Below are 19,894 nucleotides of genomic sequence, written 5' to 3' on the forward strand. Positions count from 1 at the left end.
GCCCGAAACACACCACTCCCGGAGGTCAGCGTGGCGCGCCAGTCCAACCGGTCCAAGGCCAAGCCGCCGTCTGCGGACGCGCCCGCGGCAGAGGTCGAGGAGACCACGACCGGCAGCGACGCGACCGAGCCCGAGGTGGCGACGCCGGTCGAGACCGCTGAGGTGGCCGAGGTGGCTGAGGTCGACGCGACCGACGACGCCGACGCCGACGAGACCGGGGTCGACCCGGCCGACCAGCGGGCGCTGTGGGAAGAGCTGCGGATCGACCCGATCGAGATCGCGCTGCCCGCCGGCACCGGCTACACGCTGCGCGCCTACCGGATGTCGAACGAGCTGACGCCGACCGACACCTCCGACCGCGAGGAAGACGACCTTTTCGCCGCCCGCAACCGGCCCGACGAGGAAGACGACGACGCCGACCTGTTCACCGACGAGGAGTTGGCGGAGCAGGCCGAGGCGGCCGGCAAGGCCGAGCGCAAAGACCGCGGCGACGACGAAGATGACGACGACGCCGACGAGGCTGACGCCGAGGCCGAGGCGGAGCTCGAAGAAGACGAGGAAGAAGAGGAAGAGGAGCCGGACGCCGAAGAGGTGCCGGTCTTCCTCACCCACCGCGGCAAGCTGCTGCTCTTCCGCAGCGCCGAGGGCCTGGTGAGCTTCATCCGCTCCGGCGCACCCAACGACCTCGCCCAGGTCGACACCTGGGCCACGCTGGTCGACCGGCTCGAGCCGGTGAACGTGGCACCGCTCGACGAAGACTCATACGAGCTCGACCTCGTGGTGGAGAACCTGCGCGGCGGCCACGACAGCTGGGACCCGCCGCTCATCATCGAGGCCGGCGAGGTCGCGCGCGACCTGTCCTACGCGTTGCGCCTGCCAGCGGTGCTTGACATGCTCTCACCCGGCAACAGCCTCGACGACCTCGACGAAGCCCTGCGTGGCGTGGTCGACGGCGGGATCGGTGGGTTCATGGCACGCCGGCGACTCCGGAAAATCGGGGCACAAACCGCAAGTCTGGGCTGGCGCACGATTATCGGCAAGATCTCTGCCGCTGTGGACTGGCGCGACTGACCCCCAACCAGGGAACATCAGTCCTTGGCACACGAGATGTGCCCGGGGAGGAGGACGACACCGTGGCGCTCGTACGGGTGTACTGCGGTCTCGCATCGGCGGAACCGACGGGTCGACCGGCAGGCGCTGGCACAGGTCTGACGGCTGCCGTCGTCGACGACGCCGGGCGGTTGCTCGGCGTTTGCGAGATCACCGACGACCCGGCGGGTTACGCCCAGCTCGGTGCCGTGTTGGCCGAGCGGGCCAACGGTCCCGGTTCGGCCGCCATCGCCGCTGACAGCGACGACCACCAGGTGACGTCCCTGCTCACCGCCGCCGGCCGACCGCTGGCCATCGCCGACGACGACGCCGTCGACGACTTCGCCGAGCGGTTCGCCGACGACGAGTCCCTCGAAGAGATGGAGTCGCCGCCGGCCGAACGCCGCGCGGTCGGCCTCGCCCGGGCCCTGCAGGCCGGCGCCATCTTCGCCATCGGGCTGCCGGTGCCGCGCGACCTCGCGCCCTACCGGCCCATCCTGGCCGCGCACTCAGCGCTCGCCGGCGGCCGGCACTCCGCCGCGGCGACGCTCCGCGAGGTGCTCCGCGAGCTCTACCCCGCGGCCCTGCGCGCCTTCTCCGACCCGGCCGAGCCGCTGGCCCTCGCGGTCCTCGACGCGCTGCCCGAGCCCGGCATGCTCTCCGGCACCGTCGCCCGCGGCCGTGACCTGCCCCCGGGTGCCGAGGCGGTGGCCGTCCGGCTGACCGCGTCGGGCATCGCCGAGCAGCCCCAGGTTCGCGAGGCGATCACCGCTCTGCGGGTCGCGATCGCCGAGACACCGCGCCGCGGCACCATCAACAAGGCGCTCGCCAGCGCGTCGGCCGACGCCGTGCGCCAGGCCGTCGCCGCCGTGCGCTCCTGCGACGAAGGCTGCGCGGCGCTGGTGGCCACGCTGGCCGCCCGCACCACGTTGGTCGCCGCCGCACCGCGCCGGCCGATCCGCCGGGTGGGCGCTGCCGCCGCCACCGAGACCGAGCCCGCCGCCACGCCGGCCGGGCTGCACGCGCTGCCGTTGCCGCTGCCCGAGCGCTCGGCGACCGGTCGCAGGCACCGTCCGGAGCCGGCCGCCGCGGCGACCACGCCGCGCGCGCTGACCACACCGCCGGTCGCGCCGGCACCGGTGGCACCGCCGCCGACCGCGCCGTCTCCGGTCACCACCGCGGCCTCGATACCGTTCGCCGAGCCGGTCCGGCCGGTCGAGCCGGCCCAGCCGCAGCGCGCGGCCAGCCCGACCCGCCCGCCGAACGCACCGCGCCACCCCGCGCCGTCCCGCAGCACCCCGGCCCGCTCGGCCGAGCGGCCGGCGGCCGCGACCCCGCCGGCCGCGAGTGCCGCGACCGGGGCGTCGATGCCGTCGCGCAGCCCCGGGCACGCCTGGTCGACCGGGTTCGACGGCACCAGTCGCTACGAGCAGCCGGCCGCGACGCAAGCGGCCGGGTTCGACACCAACGGCCGCTACGAGCAGCCGGCCGCGACACAGCCAGCTGGCGTCGACACCAACGGCCGCCACGAGCAGCCGGCCGCGACGCAGCCGGCCAGGTTGGACACCAAGGGCCGCTACGAGCAGGGCCAGCCGGCTGGGTTCGACACCAAGGGCCGTTACGAGCAGGGCCAGCCGGCCGGGTTCGACAACGCCAGCCGCTACGAGCAGCCGGCCGCCACACCACAGTCGGCTCCGCCGGCGCCAGCCGCACCGAAGCCGCAGGCCCCGGCAGCCCTGTCGTTGCCGCTGCCGGGCCGGCCGGTGTCGGCCAGCCCGGTCAACAAGCCGATCTCCGTGCCGCCCCCGCCGCCGGGCATCACCCCGATCCCGGCGCAACGACCGACGGTGCCCCCGGCCGAAGCCGGTGAGCCGTTCCGGGCAACGCTGACCAATGCGGCGCTCAACTCGGCCCGTGCCGAGCGCAAGCGGCCGACCGTCATCCCGTCTCGGGCCAACGGCCGCGGTGCGACGACTCCACCGCCGCCGGCACCGCCGCAGCCGCCGGTGGCCGGGTTCCAGGCGACCGACCTGAGCATTCCGGTGCCCGCGCCGCGTCCCGAGCCAGGTGCCCGGGCCAACTGGCCGCTGGTCGACAACACGTCCGACGAGCGGGCCAACGGCGAGCCGCGCTTCCCCGACCTCAGCGAGTTGCCGCCGAGCGAACTCGACCGGCCGACCTACTCGCCGGTCGGCGACGACCGGGTCACGCCGCCGTGGCTCGCCGACGACATGCCGCCCGAACCGCCGATCCTGCGGCTGGTCGAGCCGCCGCCGCTGGCTGACCGCGCGCTGCGCGAAGACGCACCGCGGTCGCGCGCCCGCGACGAGCGACGGGTCCGCGACGACTACACACCGCGCTACGACGCTCCGCCGCTGCGCCTGGTGGAAACCCCGGCCTCCGACACCGGCAGCCACCCGCAGCTCCCGATCGGCATCAGCGCGCCACCGGTCTCCGACGACGAGGGCGACGGCGATCTGCTGATCTTCGCGGCGGCCCGCTCGGCGTGGTTCACCGGCCACCCCGACGACGAGAGCGAAGACCTCGCCTGGGCGTCGGTCGCCGACACCGGCTGGCAGGCGGCCGAGAAGGCCGCTCAGCCCGCCGTGGGCATCGAGACACAGTCCGGCCTACCCCGAAGGGTGCCCCAGGCCAACCTGGTGCCTGGCTCGCCGCTGCGCGACGAACGGCCACTTCGGATCGTCCGCGACGCCGCCAGCATCGCGGCGCACACCACCGGATACTTCCGCGGTTGGCGCCGCGGCCAGGAGATCGGCGGCTACGCGGTGGGCGGTCGCCCGGGTCGCGAGGCGGCCGGTGGCTGGGACTTCAGCCGTGACCACGGTGGACGCGACGAGAGCCAGGAATACGAATACCGGTCGGCCAGGTCGTGATCCCGCGGGACGCCCCGATTGGGTAGGAACCGCGATTTGACGGCGGGCCTAGCGGCCCGGGAGCATACCCGCGTGATATCTGGCGACGGGCGTCGCCGGGTTGTGGAGAGGCGGCACCAGATGTCGAAGCCGGCGATCGGCCGGGCCCAGATGACCCGGCGTGGCGTTCTCGTCGCAGCCGCGGGGACCCTGTTCACCGCCGCCTGCGGGTCTGACGAGACCAACAGCCCGGGCCCGACCACCAAGGGGTCCGAAGAACTCATCATCGGCGCCAGCCTGGAGCTCACCGGTCCCGGCGCGGCGCACGGCGTGCTCCAGGAGCGCGCGCTGCGGATCACCGTCGACACGCTCAACGAAGAGGGCGTTCCGGTCGGCAACCTGCGCCGCCGGGTCAAAATGATCTACCGCGACAACGGCGGCCGCCCGGAGACCGCCGCACAGCAGGCGACCGAGCTGATCCAGAAGGAAAACGTCCACGCGCTGATGGGCGGCATCCTGGCCGAGACCTCGCTGGAGATGGTCAAGGTCGCGCAGACCGAGCAGGTGCCGTTCATCTCGCTCGCGTCGGCCGACAACATCGTCACGCCGCTGACCGCACGCACCTATATCTACAAGCTCCAGCCCAACGCCGAAGACATCGCCCGGGCCATGGTCGACCTCACCGCCCTGGAGGCGCTCAAAATCGACACGGTCGGCGTGCTCTACGCCAACGGCGCGTACGGCGCGACCGGCTTCGGTGCCCTGCGCCGGGCCTTCGGGGACCGCATCATCGCCAGCCAGGAGCTTCCGCTGACCGGCAGTCGCAACGTCACCGAGGCCTCGAAGGCCGTCGCCGACAAGAAGCCGCAAGCCATCATCGTCTGGGCCCAGGCGCCCGACTCGGGAGCCGTGGCGCTGGCGCTGAAGACCGGGCTGTCCTACGAGGGTCAGCTCATCTTCGACCCGGGCGCGGTCGCCGACGACACGCTGACCGGCGAAGACAAGATCGCGGCCGTCAACGAGGCGTTCGCGGTGCACCCGGCGTCGCTGGCGGGCACGTCGCTGACCGACACGACGATGGCCGATCTCGACCGGCGCGACTTCATCTACCGCTACATCCAGAAGCACGGCGCGTTCCGGGGCTTCGCGCCCTACAGCTCCGACGCGGTGCGGCTGATCGCCAACGCGGCCCGGCTGGGTCGCAGCGTCGACCGCGGCCGCATCCGGGTCTACCTGGAAAACCTGATCACCGAAGGCATCGCCGGCTCCTACGACTTCCAGCCGATCAAGCACGGCGGCATGACCGCCGACTCGCTGGCCGTCTTCCAGGTCACCGGCGGCGCCTGGGTCCGCTACACCTGACCCGGCGCGCTCGAACACGAAGAAAGCCCCACCGCCTTTCGGCGGTGGGGCTTTTCGCTGGACCGGTCAGGCCGGAGCGACCGCGCGGGACCGCCGCATGCTCAGCACGTATTCGACGAGGCTGATCAGCACGTGCTTGGTCGACTCGCGATTGCGGGCGTCGCAGGCCACCACAGGGACGTCGCTGGAGATCGCGAGGGCATCGCGGACGTCCTGCGGGTCGTGGTATTGCACGCCGTCGAAGCAGTTGATCGCCACCAGGTAGGGCAGGCGGCGGTGTTCGAAGAAGTCGATCGCGGCGAAGCAGTCGGCTAGTCGACGGGTGTCGACGAGCACGATCGCGCCGATCGCACCTCGGACCAGCTCGTCCCACATGAACCAGAACCGGGTCTGGCCGGGGGTGCCGAACAGGTAGAGGATCAGGTCACGGTCGATCGTGATCCGGCCGAAGTCCATGGCCACGGTCGTCGTCGTCTTGCCCGGCACCTGCCGGGTGTCGTCGACGCCGACACCGGCCGAGGTCATGATGGCCTCGGTGGTCAGCGGCGTGATTTCCGACACCGACCCGACCAGCGTCGTCTTGCCGACGCCGAACCCGCCGGCGATGACAATCTTCGCCGACGTCACACGGCCAGCGCTCGGGCGGTGCGTCACGTCAGAGCCTGCGAAGTCCACTCAGCACCCTCTCCAGCAGTTCAGTGCCCACCGCATCGTTCGTGTCTTCCAGTGAGGTCGGTTCGTAGACCGCGACGAGCCCGTCGGCGGCCATGTCGGCGATCAGGACCCGGGCAACCCCCAGCGGGAGCTGCATCCGGGCCGCGATCTCCGCGAGCGACTGCAACCGGCCGTCGCACAAGGCGGCGATGTATTGGTGCTCGCGGCCTCCCCCACCTTTGGTGGAGTTGGCGGTTCGGCCGCGGACCGTCGTCTCGACGAGTGCCTCGAGGGCGATCTCGAGCCGGGGCCGGGTGCGTCCGCGGGTCACGGCGTACGGCCGCACCAGCGCGCCGGTCGGCTCGTCTCTGTCGGTCATCGCCGTTCACCCCCCTTCGCATCCCGAACACGGCCCGATCGTTCGGGGACCGTCGCGTCTGTATGTCGTTGTCGTGCGCCGTTCCGTTGCCGGAACGACTAGCCCAGCATTCCCGCGGCCGTGCGTGGCGCCGGGGTCAGCGCGTCACCGACGCGGTCGACCAGCAACGCCATCTCATAACCGACCTGGCCGACGTCGCAGGTGCGAGCCGCCAGGACCGCGAACGAGGAGCCGTCGGAGATCGACATCAGGAACAGGAACCCGTTGTCCATCTCGACGACGTTCTGTAGCACCGCACCGCCTTCGAAGCAGCGGGCCGCGCCTTGGGTGAGGCTGACCAGACCGGACGAGATGGCGGCCAGCTGGTCGGCCCGGTCGCGCGGGAGATCCCGCGACGAGGCGAGGAGCAGACCGTCGGCGGAAACCGCGATCGCGTGTGCGACCCCCGGCACCCGATCGGCGAAGTTGGCGAGCAGCCACCCGAGATCTTGCGTGGTTGTCATCGTTCGTGCTCCTTCTGACCGCTCCCGGCGCCCGGACCGTGGCCAGCTTGGGAGGGCTGCCCGGCCGGAGTCGTATCCGAAGTTTCGTCCTTTGGCTGGGTGCGACCGCGCTGCACACCCCGGTGGTAAGCCGAGAGCAGCCCGCGGACCGCTTCCGGAGTGCGCTTCTGCACCGACGATGCTGACTTGTCGACCCCACCCGGCACGAGTTGTGCCATCGGCACCCGCTTGGGCAGGCCGGCCTGCGTGGTTTCGTTCACTTGCATCTCCGAGATGGCGGAAGCTGCCCGCCACCCGTCGTCAGCGGCCGTCTGCCAGGACTCGGGCTCGGGCCGGCGAGCGGCACCGTTGCCGTTGCCGTGCCCGTTGCCGCCGCTGGCAGGCATGTTGCTGTCGTGCTGTGTGGGCGGCCGCGTCGGCAGCGGGCTGCGCGGTGGCAACCCACCGCCGCCACCCATCGGGGCACCCATGGGCGCGCCGACCGGGCCGGTCGGCGGTGCCGCCGCCGGCGCCGTGCGCGACTGCGGCGAGCTGGTGAGCCGCTGGCTGGCCTCGACGGTCACGAACTGCTCCGTCGGTGCCACGGTGGCTCCCGCGCCCATCCGCTGCTCGGTGGCCGGCGCAGCGGCCGCGGCCGCTGCGGGGGCAGCTGCCTGGGCACTCGGCGTCGGCGTGAGCGAGGACTCTTCCGCGGCCGCCCGGCGGGTGCGGAACCACGCCGACTCGAGCTCGCGGAAGATCGGCAGTTCCATCGTCTCGTCGGCGAACCTGGCCTTGTTGGCGGCCGGGATGATCGGCGGGACGGCGGGCTGTGCCTGTGCCTGAGGCTGGGCCTGGGCCTGGGCCTGGGCCGCCGGGCGCTCGACCCGGGGCAGTTCGGCGGTCAGGTCGTAGCCGGCGCTGAGCTGGTCGGCGACCGGCTGGGGCTCGGCGGCGACCGGTGGCCACGCGGGCGGCGCCGGGTTGGCGGCCGGAGCCGGTGCGCCCATGCCCGCACCCGCCAGGCCGTAGGGCGCCGGAGTGGGCTGCTGCTGCTGCGGCGGCGCGCTGGCCGGCATCTGCGCGGACTGCTGGTAGCTCGGCGCGGCCGGCTGCTCCGGCTGGCGAGGGGGCAGGCCGCCGGACCGACCCGGCACGACCGGGCTCTCCGGCATGGCGATCGGCGGACCAGCGGGGGCGCTCGGCGGCAGCGTGGGGCCGCCCTGCTCCCAGACCTCGGGCCCGCGCGGCGCGGCGCCCGGACCGGGTGACGACGGCGGAACGGAGATCACCGGCGGAACCGAGATCACCGGGGGCGCCGAGAAGACCGGAGGCGTGCCGTTGTCGCGCGGCGTCTGGCGCGGGATCGCGGGTGACTGCGGGCCGCCCGCGGTCACCTCACCCTCCATCGCCCAGCCGTCGGTCGAACGCCGCTGCGGCAGCGGCGGGTCGTCGCGCAGGCCGTTCGCCCGGGAGCCGAACGGGTCGCTCGGGCGGTGCTGCGGGCCGGCGCCGGTGAGGTCGGACCAGGCCGGCATCGGCCCGCTCCGGGTGTTGCCGTTGCCGCCGTTGGCGCCGTGGGCACCGTTCCCGCCGTTGAGCGGCGCGTCGCCCGGACGGGCGCCGAACGCGCTGGCGAGACCGCCACCGGCCCCGGCACCGGCCAGGTCGTGGTTGGGTCGCTGACCCATCGGGCCGCTCTCCAGCGCCAGCGGCGCCGCCGCGGGGTAGGGCGTGCGCGAGACCTGGGCCGCCGGCTGCTGCATCTGCACTTCGAACGCGCCGGCCTGCGGGCCACGGCCCGCGAGCGCCCGGGGCACCAGGACCGAGGTGGGCAGTGCGACGTCGGCCACGGTGCCGCGGTCGGACGCCGGCCGGAGCTCGACCTTGACGCCGTGGCGCGCGGCCAGCCGCGCGACCACGACCAGGCCCATCATCCGGGACACGGCCACGTCGACCTGCGGCGGCTGGGACAGCCGCTCGTTGAGGTCGTTGAGCTGCTCGGCGGTGATGCCGATGCCGCGGTCTTCGACGTAGAGCACGGCGTGCTCGCCGATCCGGCGGGCCTCGACCATGACGCTCGAGTCGGGCGGCGAGAACGCCGTCGCGTTGTCGAACAGCTCGGCGACGAGGTGGACGAGGTCGTTGACCGCGTGCGCGGCGACCTCGATGTCACGGTCGATGACGCCGAACTCGATCCGGGTGTAGTGCTCGACTTCGGACTGCGCGGCGCGCAGCACGTCGATCAGGGCGGCCGGCTCGCGCTGGATACGCGTCGAGTCGGCGCCGGCCAGCACCAGGAGGTTTTCGTCGTTGCGGCGCATCCGGGTCGCCAGGTGGTCGAGCTGGAAGAGCTCGGCCAGGCGGTCCGGGTCTTCCTCGCCGCGCTCCAGCCGGTCGAGGTGACCGATCAGCCGGTCGACCAGGATCTGCGAACGGCGGGCGAGGTTGACGAACATCGTCGCGACGGATGCCCGCAGGGCGGCCTGCTCGGCCGCGGTGCGGACGGCTTCGAGGTGGACCGCGTTGAACGCCTCGGTCACCTGGCCGAACTCGTCCTTGCTGCGGACCGGCAGCGGCTCGGCGATCTGGTTGGCCAGCTGGGCCGGCGACATCTGGGTGGACAGCGCCGGGTCACGCAGCCGGGCCACCGCCTGCGGCAGGCCGTATTGGGCGACCGCGAGGGCGCCGTGTCGCAGCTCGCGCAGCGACCGCGCCATCGAGCGGGCGACCAACCAGGCGAACAGGATGGCCAGCAGCAGCATCGCGAGCAGCAGGCCGGTCTCGATGAGGACCTGGCGCTGCACGTCGTCGCGCAGGGTGGTGGCGGTGTCGACGACGGTGTTGTCGAGTCGGCGCTCGACGCTGCGGATCAACCGGCTGTGCCCGAGCAGGGCGCTGTCCCACGAGTCGACCGTGAACGGCGCCTGCTTGAGGTCGCCGCTTGGCGGCATGATGCCGGTGATCCAGCCCGCGAACGCCGTCGAGGAGCGCAGGTCGGAGCCGGCGACAGTCTGGTTGTAGGACTCTTCCTCGGTCACCGTGGCGACCGAGATGAACGTCTCCGCGGCCTGCAACTGGCCGGTCTGCGAGGCGATGAACTCCTTCTTGAGGTTGGGGTTCATCGAGCCGGCGCTGTAGGCCTGCAGCACGACCAGGCGCTCCTGGGAAAGGAACTCCTTCTGTCGCGCCACGGCGGCGACCGCACGCATCCGCTCGCTCAGTGACGTGTTGGCGGCCAGCTGCGCGGCGCCGTCACGGAGGTTGAGCAGGTTGTCGACGAGGGCGTTGTAGGCCCGGGCGGCGTCGGTGAAGGCGAACTTGTTGCTGGTCACCTGGCTGCGCACGCCCGGAAGGCCCTGAAGGCCGTCGTCGATCTGGTTGAGCGTGGTGACGAAGTTGCTCGGCAGGTCGTTGAGCGAGGCCCGTTGCGTCGCGTAGTTGTTGACCACGCGGTCGACGGCCTGCTGCGAGCTGTCGAAGGAGGTGCGGTATTTCTTGTTCGCCGCCGTACCCGGCGCCGTGCCGAGCAGGATGGCCGCGGCGGCCCGTTCGTTCTGCAGGTTCTGGACGAGATCCCCAGACGCCTCCACCACAACGGCAAGGTCGCGTGCCTGGTCCGCGTTCTCCGACGTGTCGATGTGGTCGATCAGGCCGTTGGTGCCAACCACGATCGTCGCCAGGGTCGGCACGATCATGATGAGGCCGAGCTTCGACCAGATCGGCAGATCACGTAGCCGGCCGGCTGGCCGGCGGAGACGCGACATGAAGGAATTCGCCGTCTTCGGCCGCTTGCTCACGTCACCGCCCTCCGGTTCGGCGCCGTCAGGAAATTGCGCACGGGCACCGCCGATCGGCCGACCCGGGCGGGTCGGACCCCCGGCATTCCATCACGTCGGGCTGGCAAAGAGAAAGCCCACCCTGTCCGTGATCGCCGTACTGATGCGATGTTCAGGCCGTTTGTCAGCACGGCGTTGACCTCGCGTCACCCTAGGTGAGCGTCGATCTCCGGCGGGGCGTCCTTCTTCCGGGGCGTGCGGATCGACACCGCGCTGGTGCAATGCCCCTTATAGGGGAAGCGCGCTGCGGATTCGTACGAAGAGACGACGAGAAATACCCGTTAAGTCTGAATTGGACTTCCGATGTGCCGGATTGCGCACGTGGCGAAGACGGCCGTCACGCCAATTTGGCGTACGCGGGCTTGATCACCTCATTGATGATGGTGAGCCGCTCGTCGAACGGGATGAACGCGCTCTTCATCGCGTTGATGGTGAACCACTGCAGCTCGGTCCAGCCGTAACCGAACGCATCGACCAGCAGGGCCATCTCGCGCGACATCGAGGTGCCGCTCATCAGCCGGTTGTCGGTGTTGACGGTGACCCGGAAGCGCAGGTCGCGGAGCAACCCGATGGGGTGCTGCGCGATCGACGGCGCCGCGCCGGTCTGCACGTTGGACGACGGACACAGCTCCAGCGGTATCCGCTTGTCGCGCACGTAGGCCGACAGCCGGCCGAGCACGGGTTGGCCACCAGGGGTGATGTCGTCGACCAGGCGCACGCCGTGCCCGAGCCGGTCGGCACCGCACCACTGGATCGCCTGCCAGATCGACGGCAGCCCGAACGCCTCGCCGGCGTGGATGGTGAAGTGGAAGTTCTCCCGCTGGAGGTATTCGAACGCGTCGAGGTGCCGGGTGGGCGGGAAGCCCGCCTCGGCGCCGGCGATGTCGAAGCCGACCACGCCGGTGTCGCGGTAGCGGACGGCGAGTTCGGCGATCTCCGTCGACCGGGCGGCGTGCCGCATCGCGGTCAGCAGCGTGCCGACCCGGATCTGCTGCCCCTTGGCGGCTGCCTCGGCGGTGCCCGCGGCGAACCCGCCCAGCACCGCCTCGACCACGCCGTCGAGCGTCAGGCCCTTCTCCAAGTGCTGCTCGGGCGCGAACCGCACCTCGGCGTAGACCACACCGTCGGCGGCCAGGTCGAGAGCGCACTCCTGGGCGACCCGGTGCAGCGCCGGCGCGGTCTGCATCACCGCGACCGTGTGCTCGAACGTCTCCAGGTAGCGTTCGAGCGAGCCGGAGTCGGCCGACTCGACGAACCAGCGCCCGAGTTCGCCGGGATCGGTGGTCGGCAGGGCATGGTCGACGTCGGCCGCCAGGTCGACGACCGTCGCCGGACGCAGCCCACCGTCGAGGTGGTCGTGCAGCAACGCCTTAGGTGCCTTGACGATCTCTTCCATGCCGATTGCGACCATGGAAAGACCCTAGTGGTTGGGGCCGAATGAACCGTGACGTTGTGGCCTACCTGCGGTGCCCGGTGTGCCACGAAACACTGGGCACCACCGGCCGGACGCTGCGCTGCCCACGGGGGCACAGCTTCGACATCGCCCGCCAGGGGTACGTCGACCTGAGCGCCGGCCGGTCGCCGCACACCGGTGACACGCCGGAGATGGTCGCCGCGCGCGACGCGTTCCTGGCCAAGGGGCACTACGAGTTCGTGTCGGCGGCCCTGGCCGACGCGGCCGCCGGGGCCGGCGGGCTGGCCGTCGACGTCGGCGCGGGCACCGGGCAGCACCTGGCGGCCGTACTCGATGGTGATCCTGGTCTGGTCGGTCTGGCCCTGGACGCGTCGAAGCCGGCGCTGCGCCGCGCGGCACGGGCACACGACCGGGCGGGCGCGGTGCGGGCCGACGCCTGGGGCCGGCTGCCGCTGGCCGACCACGACACCGCGGTGCTGCTCGACGTGTTCGCGCCCCGCAACGGCGAGGAGTTCCACCGGGTGCTGCGTCCGGACGGCCTGCTGCTGGTGGTCACGCCCGAGCCCGACCACCTGACCGAACTCGTCGACGCGCTCGGCCTGCTGCGGGTCGACCCCGACAAGGAGGATCGGCTGGCCGCGAGCCTCGACCGGCGCTTCGTGCTGGAACGGCGGCAGAGCCTGCGCTCGACGCTGCGGCTCGACCGGGCCGAGGTCGCCGCCGTGGTCGGCATGGGACCGAGCGCCTGGCACCGGGAGCCGGCCGCGATCGATCTCGCCACGCCGGTCGAGGTGACCGCGGCGGTGCGACTCGACCGGTATCGGCCTAGGTAGAGAGATCGACCTCTTCCCAGCCGCCCGGAGGATCGTGGTAGGGCCCCTTGAAGACGACGGCCCATTCCAGGGCCCACCGGCGCTGCCCGATCGCGTTGGCGTCGACCACACCGGGCAGGCCGAGGCCGCGGCGCTCCGCTTCGAGATAGCTCCAGTCGAGGCAGTAGTAGAAGTCGAGCATCGCGGCGGCTTCGGCGGCGTCGCGCGGCGCGGCCAGGATTCGCGAGCGCCACGCCCGGAATGTCTCACCTTCCGGTAGGTGCGGCAACGCCTCCATCAACCGCTCGTCGGTCGGCGCGGTCGGGTCCAGGTGCTTGCTCAACCCGAGCAGCCAGGCGAGTGCGAAGATCGCGTCGTGGTGCAGCACGAACGAGCGCCGGTCACCCCGCTCGGCCACCACGAACTGCCACTCCGGCGGGGTCACGAGCTCGACCAGGTGCGAGGTGAGCAACCAGCTCATCGCGGACTGGGGCGGCATGCCGAAGCACCGGGCCAGCACCAGGTGCAGGATCGCGGTGCGCGCCTCGATGTCGCCGGTGGGTCGCAGCTCGACCTCGTCACCCGGCTCCCACACCAGCGGGAACCCGGCCGGCGGCGCCGGCAGGCGTAGCCGGCGCAGCTCATCGACGCTGGCCGCCCGGATGGGCCGCGGGTCGGGGGCAGGCACGGTCACGGCGTTTTGGTTCCTCTGACGTCGACGATCCCCCTGGCCAGCGAGGATAGCCCTTCCGGGCGCGCAGCGGAACGTCAGGCGAGACGATCGATGACCAGCGGCGTTCCGGCCGGCGGTCGGGCGGAGATCGTCACCGCGCCGGCGGCCGCTTCCAGCGCCGCGGCGAACCGGGCCGGATCGTCGCTACGCAGCTCATACAACGGCTCGCCGGCCTTGACCGGGTCGCCGGGCCGGCGGTGCAGCAGCACGCCCGCCGCCGCCGAGACCGGATCCTCCTTGCGGGCCCGGCCCGCGCCCAAGCGCCAGGCCGCGACACCGATGGCGTACGCGTCGACCGTCTCGACGAACCCGTCGGCCTCGGCGGTGACCGTGTGCGTCTCCCGCGCGACCGGCATGGCCGCCTCCGGGTCGCCGCCCTGCGCCCGGATCATCGCCCGCCAGGAGTCCATCGCGCGCCCGTCGGCGAGTGCCGCCGCGGGGTCGGCGTCGGGTCGTCCGGCCGCGTCGAGCATCTCCCGGGCCAGCGCCAGGGTCAGCTCGACCACGTCGGCGGGCCCGCCGCCGGCCAGCACCTCGACCGACTCCTCGACCTCGATCGCGTTGCCGACCGCGAGGCCGAGCGGCGTGGACATCTCGGTGAGCAGGGCGACCGTGCGCACGCCGTGCGCCTTGCCCAGTTCGACCATCGTGCGGGCGAGCTCGCGGGCGTCGTCCAGCGACTTCATGAACGCGCCGGAGCCGACCTTCACGTCGAGCACCAGCGCGCCGGTCCCTTCGGCGATCTTCTTGCTCATGATCGAGCTGGCGATCAGCGGGATCGCCTCGACCGTCCCGGTGACGTCGCGCAGCGCGTAGAGCTTGCGGTCGGCCGGCGCCAGCCCGTCGCCGGCGGCGCAAATGACCGCGCCGACGTCGCGCAGTTGGGCGATGAACTCGGCGTTGTCGAGCCGCGCCCGCCAGCCCGGGATCGACTCGAGCTTGTCGAGCGTGCCGCCGGTGTGCCCGAGACCGCGCCCGGAGAGCTGGGGCACCGCGACGCCGCAGGCGGCGACCAGCGGGGTGAGCGGCAGCGTGATCTTGTCGCCGACACCGCCGGTGCTGTGCTTGTCGGCGGTCGGCCGGTCGACGGCGGAAAGGTCGAGCCGTTCGCCGCTCGCGATCATCGCCGCGGTCCACCGGGCGATCTCGGCCGGCGTCATGCCGCGCAGCAGGATCGCCATCGCCAGCGCCGACATCTGCTCATCGGCGACCACGCCCTTGGTGTAGGCGTCGACCACCCAGTCGATCGCGGCGTCGGAGAGCACGCCGCCGTCGCGCTTGGTGCGGATGACGTCAACGGCGGCGAAGCTCATGCTCCGACCACGCCTCGCGTCGTCGGGCATTCGCCCGGCGTGCTGAGCCAAATGGTCCGCTCCCTCACGCTTCCCACCGCTTTCCGATCTCGGCGGGCGCCTGGCCCTCGCCGGCCCACCAGGTCTCGCCGGACTCGTCGACGACCACGATCCGCGCGGTGCGGGCCCGCGCCCACTCGATGCCCTGGGCCGGGTCGTGCCAGGTGGGGGCCTCTTCGAGGATGCCCTTCTCCTCACCCTCGCCCGACGAGCGCTCCCAGTAGCCGGTCCAGACCAGGGCGCCGCCCGCGCTGTCGGTGTGCACGAAGACCGTGCCCCGGCCACGCCAGCGGGCCAGCCGTTCGGGCACCTCGGGGATCGCGCCGCGGCCGCGGTCGAGGTTGGCCGGGCCGAAGGCGTAGGGCAGCAGGTCACCGACCCGCAGGGGCTCGGGCACCGCCTCGACGAGGCACTCCGGGCCGCCGTGCTCGAAGAGGAGTTGCCGGCAGCGGCCGCACGGCATCAGCGGCTGGCCGGCGCCGTCGACGCAGGAGACCGCGACCAGCCGGCCACCGCCCGAAGCGTGCAGGGCCGAGACCATGCCGCACTCGGCGCACAGGGTCAACCCGTAGGACGCGTTCTCCACGTTGCAGCCGACCACGACCCGCCCGTCGTCGACGAGACCCGCGGCACCGACCGGAAAGTCCGAGTACGGCGCGTACGCGTTGCCCATCACCTCGACGGCGGCCGCCCGCAGCGCCACCCAGTCGATCTCCATGACCAGACCTTAACCCTTGATATAGGGCGTTCCGTCCGCGGCGGGCGCGCGCACCCGGCCGACCAGACCGGCAACCGCGACGATCGTGGCGATGTAGGGCAGCATGTTGAGGAAGCCGCTCGGGATCGGGCTGTTGATCGAGCCGAGGCTGACGGCCAGCGCGCTGCAGAAGCCGAAGAACAGCGCGGCGAGCATCGAGCCGATCGGGCTCCACCGGCCGAAGATCAGCGCGGCCAGCGCCACGAAACCGAGACCCGACGTCATGTTCTTGTTGAAGTTGGTGGTCGACAGCAGCGTGAAGTAGGCACCGCCGAAGCCGGCCACCACGCCGCCGATCAGCACGTTGCGGTAGCGCACGGCCAGCACCTTCACCCCGAGGGTGTCGGCCGCGGCCGGGTGCTCGCCGACGGCGCGGGTGCGCAGGCCCCACCGGGTGTAGAACAGCCCGACGTGGATCACGATCACCAGCACGATCGCGCCGTAGAGGAAGATGTTGCCCTTGAACAGCGCGGGGCCGAGCAGCGGGATCTTCGACAGGCCCGGGATGTCCCACTCGGGCACGAACGACGGCTGGTTGAACCGGGTCTGGTCCTTGGCCATCAACTGCTCGTAGAGGAAACCGGTCAGGCCGAGGGCGAACACGTTGAGCACGACGCCGAGGACCACCTGGTCGACCAGGAAGCGGATCGCCAGCACCGCGAGCAGCAGGCCGATGAGCAGGCCGCCGATGCCGGCCGCCAGGATGCCGATCCAGACGCTGCCGGCCAGCGTCGCGAACATCGCCGCGGCGAACGCGCCCATCAGGAACTGGCCCTCGATGGCCACGTTGATCACCGCGGACCGCTCGCACAGCACGCCGGCCAGCGCGCCGAGCACCAGCGGCAGGGCCAGCGTCACCGAACTGCGGGCCACGCTGCCCAGCGGGATCGTGTTGAGGTTGTCGGGCGCCTGGGAGAGCTGCCAGCAGAGGAACGAGATCAGCGCGGCGACGATGCCGAGGCCGAGCAGCCAGCCGAACGCGCGCCGGGCGGTGACCAGCATCGCGGCGCCGGCCACGGCCGCGATCGCCCCGAACAGGATCGCGCCGACCCGGCCGTTGACGCCGACAGCACTGCCGCTGATCGTCTCGGCCAGCGTGAACTCGGCCTTCTGCGCACTGGCGAGGGCGCCGAAGAGCACGGCGGCGATGACGCCGGCGGCCGCCAAGCCGACACCGACCTTGCGCTCGCGGCTCCAGTAGCGGACCGGTTCGACGACCACCTGGGCCGTGTCGACGGTGCTGGCCGTCACGGTCTCACCATCCCTTGGACATGCCGGTCCCGAGCCCGCTGACCTTGGCCGGCCGGAGCCGGAACACGGTCTTCACCAGCGCGGGCGCGGCGACGAAGATCACTATCAGTGCCTGGATCACGCCCACCAGCTCGAGCGAGATCCCGGAGAACGACTGCATGCGGTTGCCACCGGCCTGCAGCGCGCCGAACAGCAGGGCCGCGAACAGCACACCCCACGGCTTGGCCCGGCCGAGCAGGCCGACCAGCAGGCCGTCGAAGCCGACGCTGCCGATCACCGCCCCGGTCAGGCTGACCGCGGTGCCCATCACGATGGTCGCGCCACCGAGGCCGGCGAGCGCGCCGGCCGCGGTCATCACCAGCACGTAGGTCGAACCGACCCCGATGCCGGCGGTGCGCGACGCCTCCGGGTTGAGGCCGACTGCGCGCAACTCGAAGCCGAACGTCGAGCGGCGCAGCAACCAGGCGACCGCGGCGACCACCAGCACCGCGACCACGATGCCGAGGTTGACCCGCAGGCTGGGGCCGAGGAAGCCGAGCAGGTGGGTCAGCTGCGCCGAGTCGTCGACCGGCTTGCTGATCGCGTCGCTGCGCTCCGGGTCCTGGATGCCCTTCTGGATGATCAACCAGCCCAGGAAGAACAGCGCGACGTAGTTGAGCATGATGGTCGTGATGACCTCGTGCGCACCGGTGCGGGCCTTGAGGAAGCCGGGCACGAAGCCGTAGGCGCCGCCGAAGGCGGCGCCGAACACCAGCGCGACGACCAGGTGGATGCCCACCGGCAGCGGCAGCAGGAAGCCGGCCAGCGCGGCACCGACGGCACCCATGATCGCCTGGCCCTGCACGCCGATGTTGAACAGGCCGCCGCGGAAGGCCAGCGCGAACGCCAGACCGGTCAGCGCCAGCGGCGCCGCGTAGGTGAGCGTCTCCGAGATCGGGAAGAACACCCGCTCCCAGGTGCCGGTGCCGTTGGCCGCGGCCCGCACCGCCGCCGGGTCGACGATCGAACCCTTGAACAGCTGGGCGTACGCGTCGCTGACCTTGTCCCACGACAGGCTGAAGAAGTCGGAGGGCCGGCTGAAGAAGTAGGAGAAGGTGGCCCGCACGGCCTCGTCGGAGACCGCGATCAGGATGCCGCCGATGACCAGCGCCAGCAGCACCGCGAGGACGGTCACCGTGACCGTGTTGGCGGTCCACATCGTGCGCAGGTAGCGCCCGGCGAACGTCTTCGGCGGCGGCAACTGGTCGGCACCGGCCGCGGCCAGGTCCTCCGCGGTCGCCGTCGTCTGCTCAGTCATCGGTGTGCCCGTCCTTCACCCCGGCGGCTTCCGTCGTGACGCCGGCCATCAGCAGACCGATCTCCTCGCGTGGCGTGTCCGGTGACACCACTGCGATCACCCGGCCCCGGTACATCACCGCGATCCGGTCGGAGAGCGCGAGCACCTCGTCGAGCTCGCTGGAGACCAGCAGCACGGCCGTGCCCTGCCCGCGCTCGTGGACGATCTGGCGGTGGATGAACTCGATCGACCCGACGTCGACGCCGCGGGTCGGCTGGGCGGCGATGAACAGCTTGAGCGGCCGGGAGAACTCCCGGGCGACGATCACCTTCTGCTGGTTGCCGCCGGAGAGCGTGCCGACCGCGGCCTGGCCTGACGCGTCGGTGCGCACGTCGAACTGCTCGACCCGCTCGCGGGCCGACTTGGCGATCGCGTCCGGCCGGATCACCCAGCGGGTGCCGAAGGGCTCGGTGTTGAAGATGTCGAGCACCAGGTTCTCGGCCACCGTGAAGTCTTTGACCAGCCCGTCGACGCTGCGGTCCTCCGGGACGTAGCCGACGCCCTCGCGCAGGATCTCGCGGGTCGAGAGCCCGAGCGTCGGCCGGCCCTCGATCGTGGTGCGGCCGGCGACCACCGGGCGCAGGCCCATGATCGCCTCGATCAGCTCGGTCTGGCCGTTGCCTTGCACGCCCGCGACACCGAGCACCTCGCCGGCGCGCACGGTCAGGTCGACGCCGTCGACGGCGCGATGGCCGCGGTCGTCGTTGACGGCCAGGCCGGCCACTTCGAGCACGGCGGCGCCGGGCTCGACGGCGGGCTTGTCGACCCGGAGCAGCACCGACCGGCCGACCATCAGCGAGGCGAGTTCCTCTTCGCTGGTGTCGGGCGCCGCGGTGCCCACGGTGCGGCCGCGGCGGATCACGGTGATCCGGTCCGCGATCGCCTGCACCTCTTTGAGCTTGTGTGTGATGAAGACGATCGACTTTCCGGCGGCCTTGAGCGTGCGCATGACCTCGAGCAGGTCCTCGGTCTCCTGCGGGGTCAGCACGGCGGTCGGCTCGTCGAGGATCAGCAGGTCGACGTCGCGGGTCAGCGCCTTGACGATCTCGACCCGCTGCTGCACGCCGACCGGCAGGTCTTCGACCGTGCGGTCGGGGTCGACGGCCAGCCGGAAGCGGTCGGAGACCTCGCGGACCAGCTTGCGGGCGCGCCGCCGGTCGAGGAAGCCGATCGGGCCGCCGGTGGTCTGCTCGGCGCCGAGCATCACGTTCTCGGCGACGGTGAACACCGGCACGAGCATGAAGTGCTGGTGCACCATGCCGATGCCGGCCGCGATCGCGTCGCGCGGACCGCGGATCTGCACCGGCTTGTCGTCGACCAGGATCTCGCCCTCGTCGGGCTGGAGCAGCCCGTAGAGGACGTTCATCAGGGTCGACTTGCCGGCGCCGTTCTCGCCGAGCAGGGCATGGATCTCGCCGGGCTCGACGGTGAGGTGGATGTCGTCGTTGGCCACGAGGTCGCCGAAGCGCTTGGTGATGCCGCGCAGTTCGAGTCTCAGCGTGACCTCCTCGGGACGGTGTGGTGCGGAGAATTGTTCACGATCGGCCCTGGCCGGGGAACA

The 19,894-nt window shown here is 71.9% G+C and carries 15 protein-coding genes; 4 read left to right on the forward strand and 11 right to left on the reverse strand.

Features of this window, described 5'->3' with window-relative positions:
* Window positions 1-171: 171 nt before the first annotated feature.
* The 3 genes from AB0J74_RS04895 to AB0J74_RS04905 all read left to right on the forward strand — a co-directional run bounded on the left by AB0J74_RS04895 (window position 172) and on the right by AB0J74_RS04905 (window position 5,324).
* Window positions 172-1,071: a DNA primase gene (locus AB0J74_RS04895; RefSeq protein WP_363445451.1), complete on the forward strand. Its 900-nt coding sequence runs from the start codon at window positions 172-174 to the stop codon at window positions 1,069-1,071.
* Window positions 1,072-1,133: 62 nt separating this feature from the next.
* Window positions 1,134-3,983: a transposase gene (locus AB0J74_RS04900; RefSeq protein WP_363444761.1), complete on the forward strand. Its 2,850-nt coding sequence runs from the start codon at window positions 1,134-1,136 to the stop codon at window positions 3,981-3,983.
* A 120-nt stretch (window positions 3,984-4,103) separates the two neighbouring features.
* Window positions 4,104-5,324 carry an ABC transporter substrate-binding protein gene (locus AB0J74_RS04905; protein WP_363444763.1) on the forward strand — a complete coding sequence of 407 codons (1,221 nt, stop codon included), beginning with the start codon at window positions 4,104-4,106 and terminating at the stop codon, window positions 5,322-5,324.
* A gap of 66 nt (window positions 5,325-5,390) precedes the next feature.
* Here AB0J74_RS04905 and AB0J74_RS04910 read toward each other — a convergent pair whose 3' ends face one another.
* The 5 genes from AB0J74_RS04910 to AB0J74_RS04930 form a co-directional block, all read right to left on the reverse strand.
* The gene (locus tag AB0J74_RS04910; RefSeq protein WP_203709990.1) at window positions 5,391-5,999 is read right to left on the reverse strand and encodes an ATP/GTP-binding protein; all 609 of its coding nucleotides are present in this window, start codon (window positions 5,997-5,999) and stop codon (window positions 5,391-5,393) included.
* Complete coding sequence (locus AB0J74_RS04915) at window positions 5,980-6,357, reverse strand: DUF742 domain-containing protein (RefSeq protein WP_089247557.1); 378 nt, start codon at window positions 6,355-6,357, stop codon at window positions 5,980-5,982. Before AB0J74_RS04915 ends, AB0J74_RS04910 begins: the two co-directional genes overlap by 20 nt.
* A 98-nt stretch (window positions 6,358-6,455) precedes the next feature.
* Window positions 6,456-6,860: a roadblock/LC7 domain-containing protein gene (locus AB0J74_RS04920; RefSeq protein ID WP_116068409.1), complete on the reverse strand. Its 405-nt coding sequence runs from the start codon at window positions 6,858-6,860 to the stop codon at window positions 6,456-6,458.
* Complete coding sequence (locus AB0J74_RS04925) at window positions 6,857-10,639, reverse strand: nitrate- and nitrite sensing domain-containing protein (protein ID WP_363444766.1); 3,783 nt, start codon at window positions 10,637-10,639, stop codon at window positions 6,857-6,859. The genes AB0J74_RS04920 and AB0J74_RS04925 overlap by 4 nt, the downstream gene beginning before the upstream one ends.
* 376 nt (window positions 10,640-11,015) lie before the next feature.
* Window positions 11,016-12,089 carry an adenosine deaminase gene (locus AB0J74_RS04930; protein ID WP_363444768.1) on the reverse strand — a complete coding sequence of 358 codons (1,074 nt, stop codon included), beginning with the start codon at window positions 12,087-12,089 and terminating at the stop codon, window positions 11,016-11,018.
* 26 nt (window positions 12,090-12,115) lie between these two features.
* On the opposite strand from AB0J74_RS04930, the gene AB0J74_RS04935 reads away from it, so the two are divergent.
* Complete coding sequence (locus AB0J74_RS04935) at window positions 12,116-12,925, forward strand: putative RNA methyltransferase (protein WP_363444769.1); 810 nt, start codon at window positions 12,116-12,118, stop codon at window positions 12,923-12,925.
* On the opposite strand, the gene AB0J74_RS04940 is transcribed toward AB0J74_RS04935, so the two are convergent.
* The 6 genes from AB0J74_RS04940 to AB0J74_RS04965 form a co-directional block, all read right to left on the reverse strand.
* Window positions 12,918-13,598, reverse strand: coding sequence for a DUF4272 domain-containing protein (locus tag AB0J74_RS04940; RefSeq protein ID WP_363444771.1), 681 nt, complete (start codon window positions 13,596-13,598; stop codon window positions 12,918-12,920). The two genes, AB0J74_RS04935 and AB0J74_RS04940, sit on opposite strands and share 8 nt — an antisense overlap.
* A gap of 74 nt (window positions 13,599-13,672) precedes the next feature.
* Window positions 13,673-14,950 carry a thymidine phosphorylase gene (locus AB0J74_RS04945; protein ID WP_363444773.1) on the reverse strand — a complete coding sequence of 426 codons (1,278 nt, stop codon included), beginning with the start codon at window positions 14,948-14,950 and terminating at the stop codon, window positions 13,673-13,675.
* 64 nt (window positions 14,951-15,014) lie between these two features.
* Window positions 15,015-15,707, reverse strand: coding sequence for a cytidine deaminase (locus AB0J74_RS04950; protein ID WP_363444775.1), 693 nt, complete (start codon window positions 15,705-15,707; stop codon window positions 15,015-15,017).
* 9 nt (window positions 15,708-15,716) lie between these two features.
* On the reverse strand, window positions 15,717-16,997 hold the full coding sequence (locus AB0J74_RS04955; protein ID WP_363444777.1) for an ABC transporter permease: 1,281 nt from the start codon (window positions 16,995-16,997) through the stop codon (window positions 15,717-15,719).
* A gap of 4 nt (window positions 16,998-17,001) precedes the next feature.
* On the reverse strand, window positions 17,002-18,195 hold the full coding sequence (locus AB0J74_RS04960; protein WP_363445452.1) for an ABC transporter permease: 1,194 nt from the start codon (window positions 18,193-18,195) through the stop codon (window positions 17,002-17,004).
* A 91-nt stretch (window positions 18,196-18,286) separates the two neighbouring features.
* Window positions 18,287-19,786 (reverse strand): ABC transporter ATP-binding protein, encoded by a 1,500-nt coding sequence (locus AB0J74_RS04965; protein WP_363444779.1) that lies wholly within the window; start codon window positions 19,784-19,786, stop codon window positions 18,287-18,289.
* Window positions 19,787-19,894: the final 108 nt, after the last annotated feature.

It is taken from the genome of Asanoa sp. NPDC049573 (assembly GCF_040676615.1).
Classification (GTDB): Bacteria; Actinomycetota; Actinomycetes; order Mycobacteriales; family Micromonosporaceae; genus Asanoa.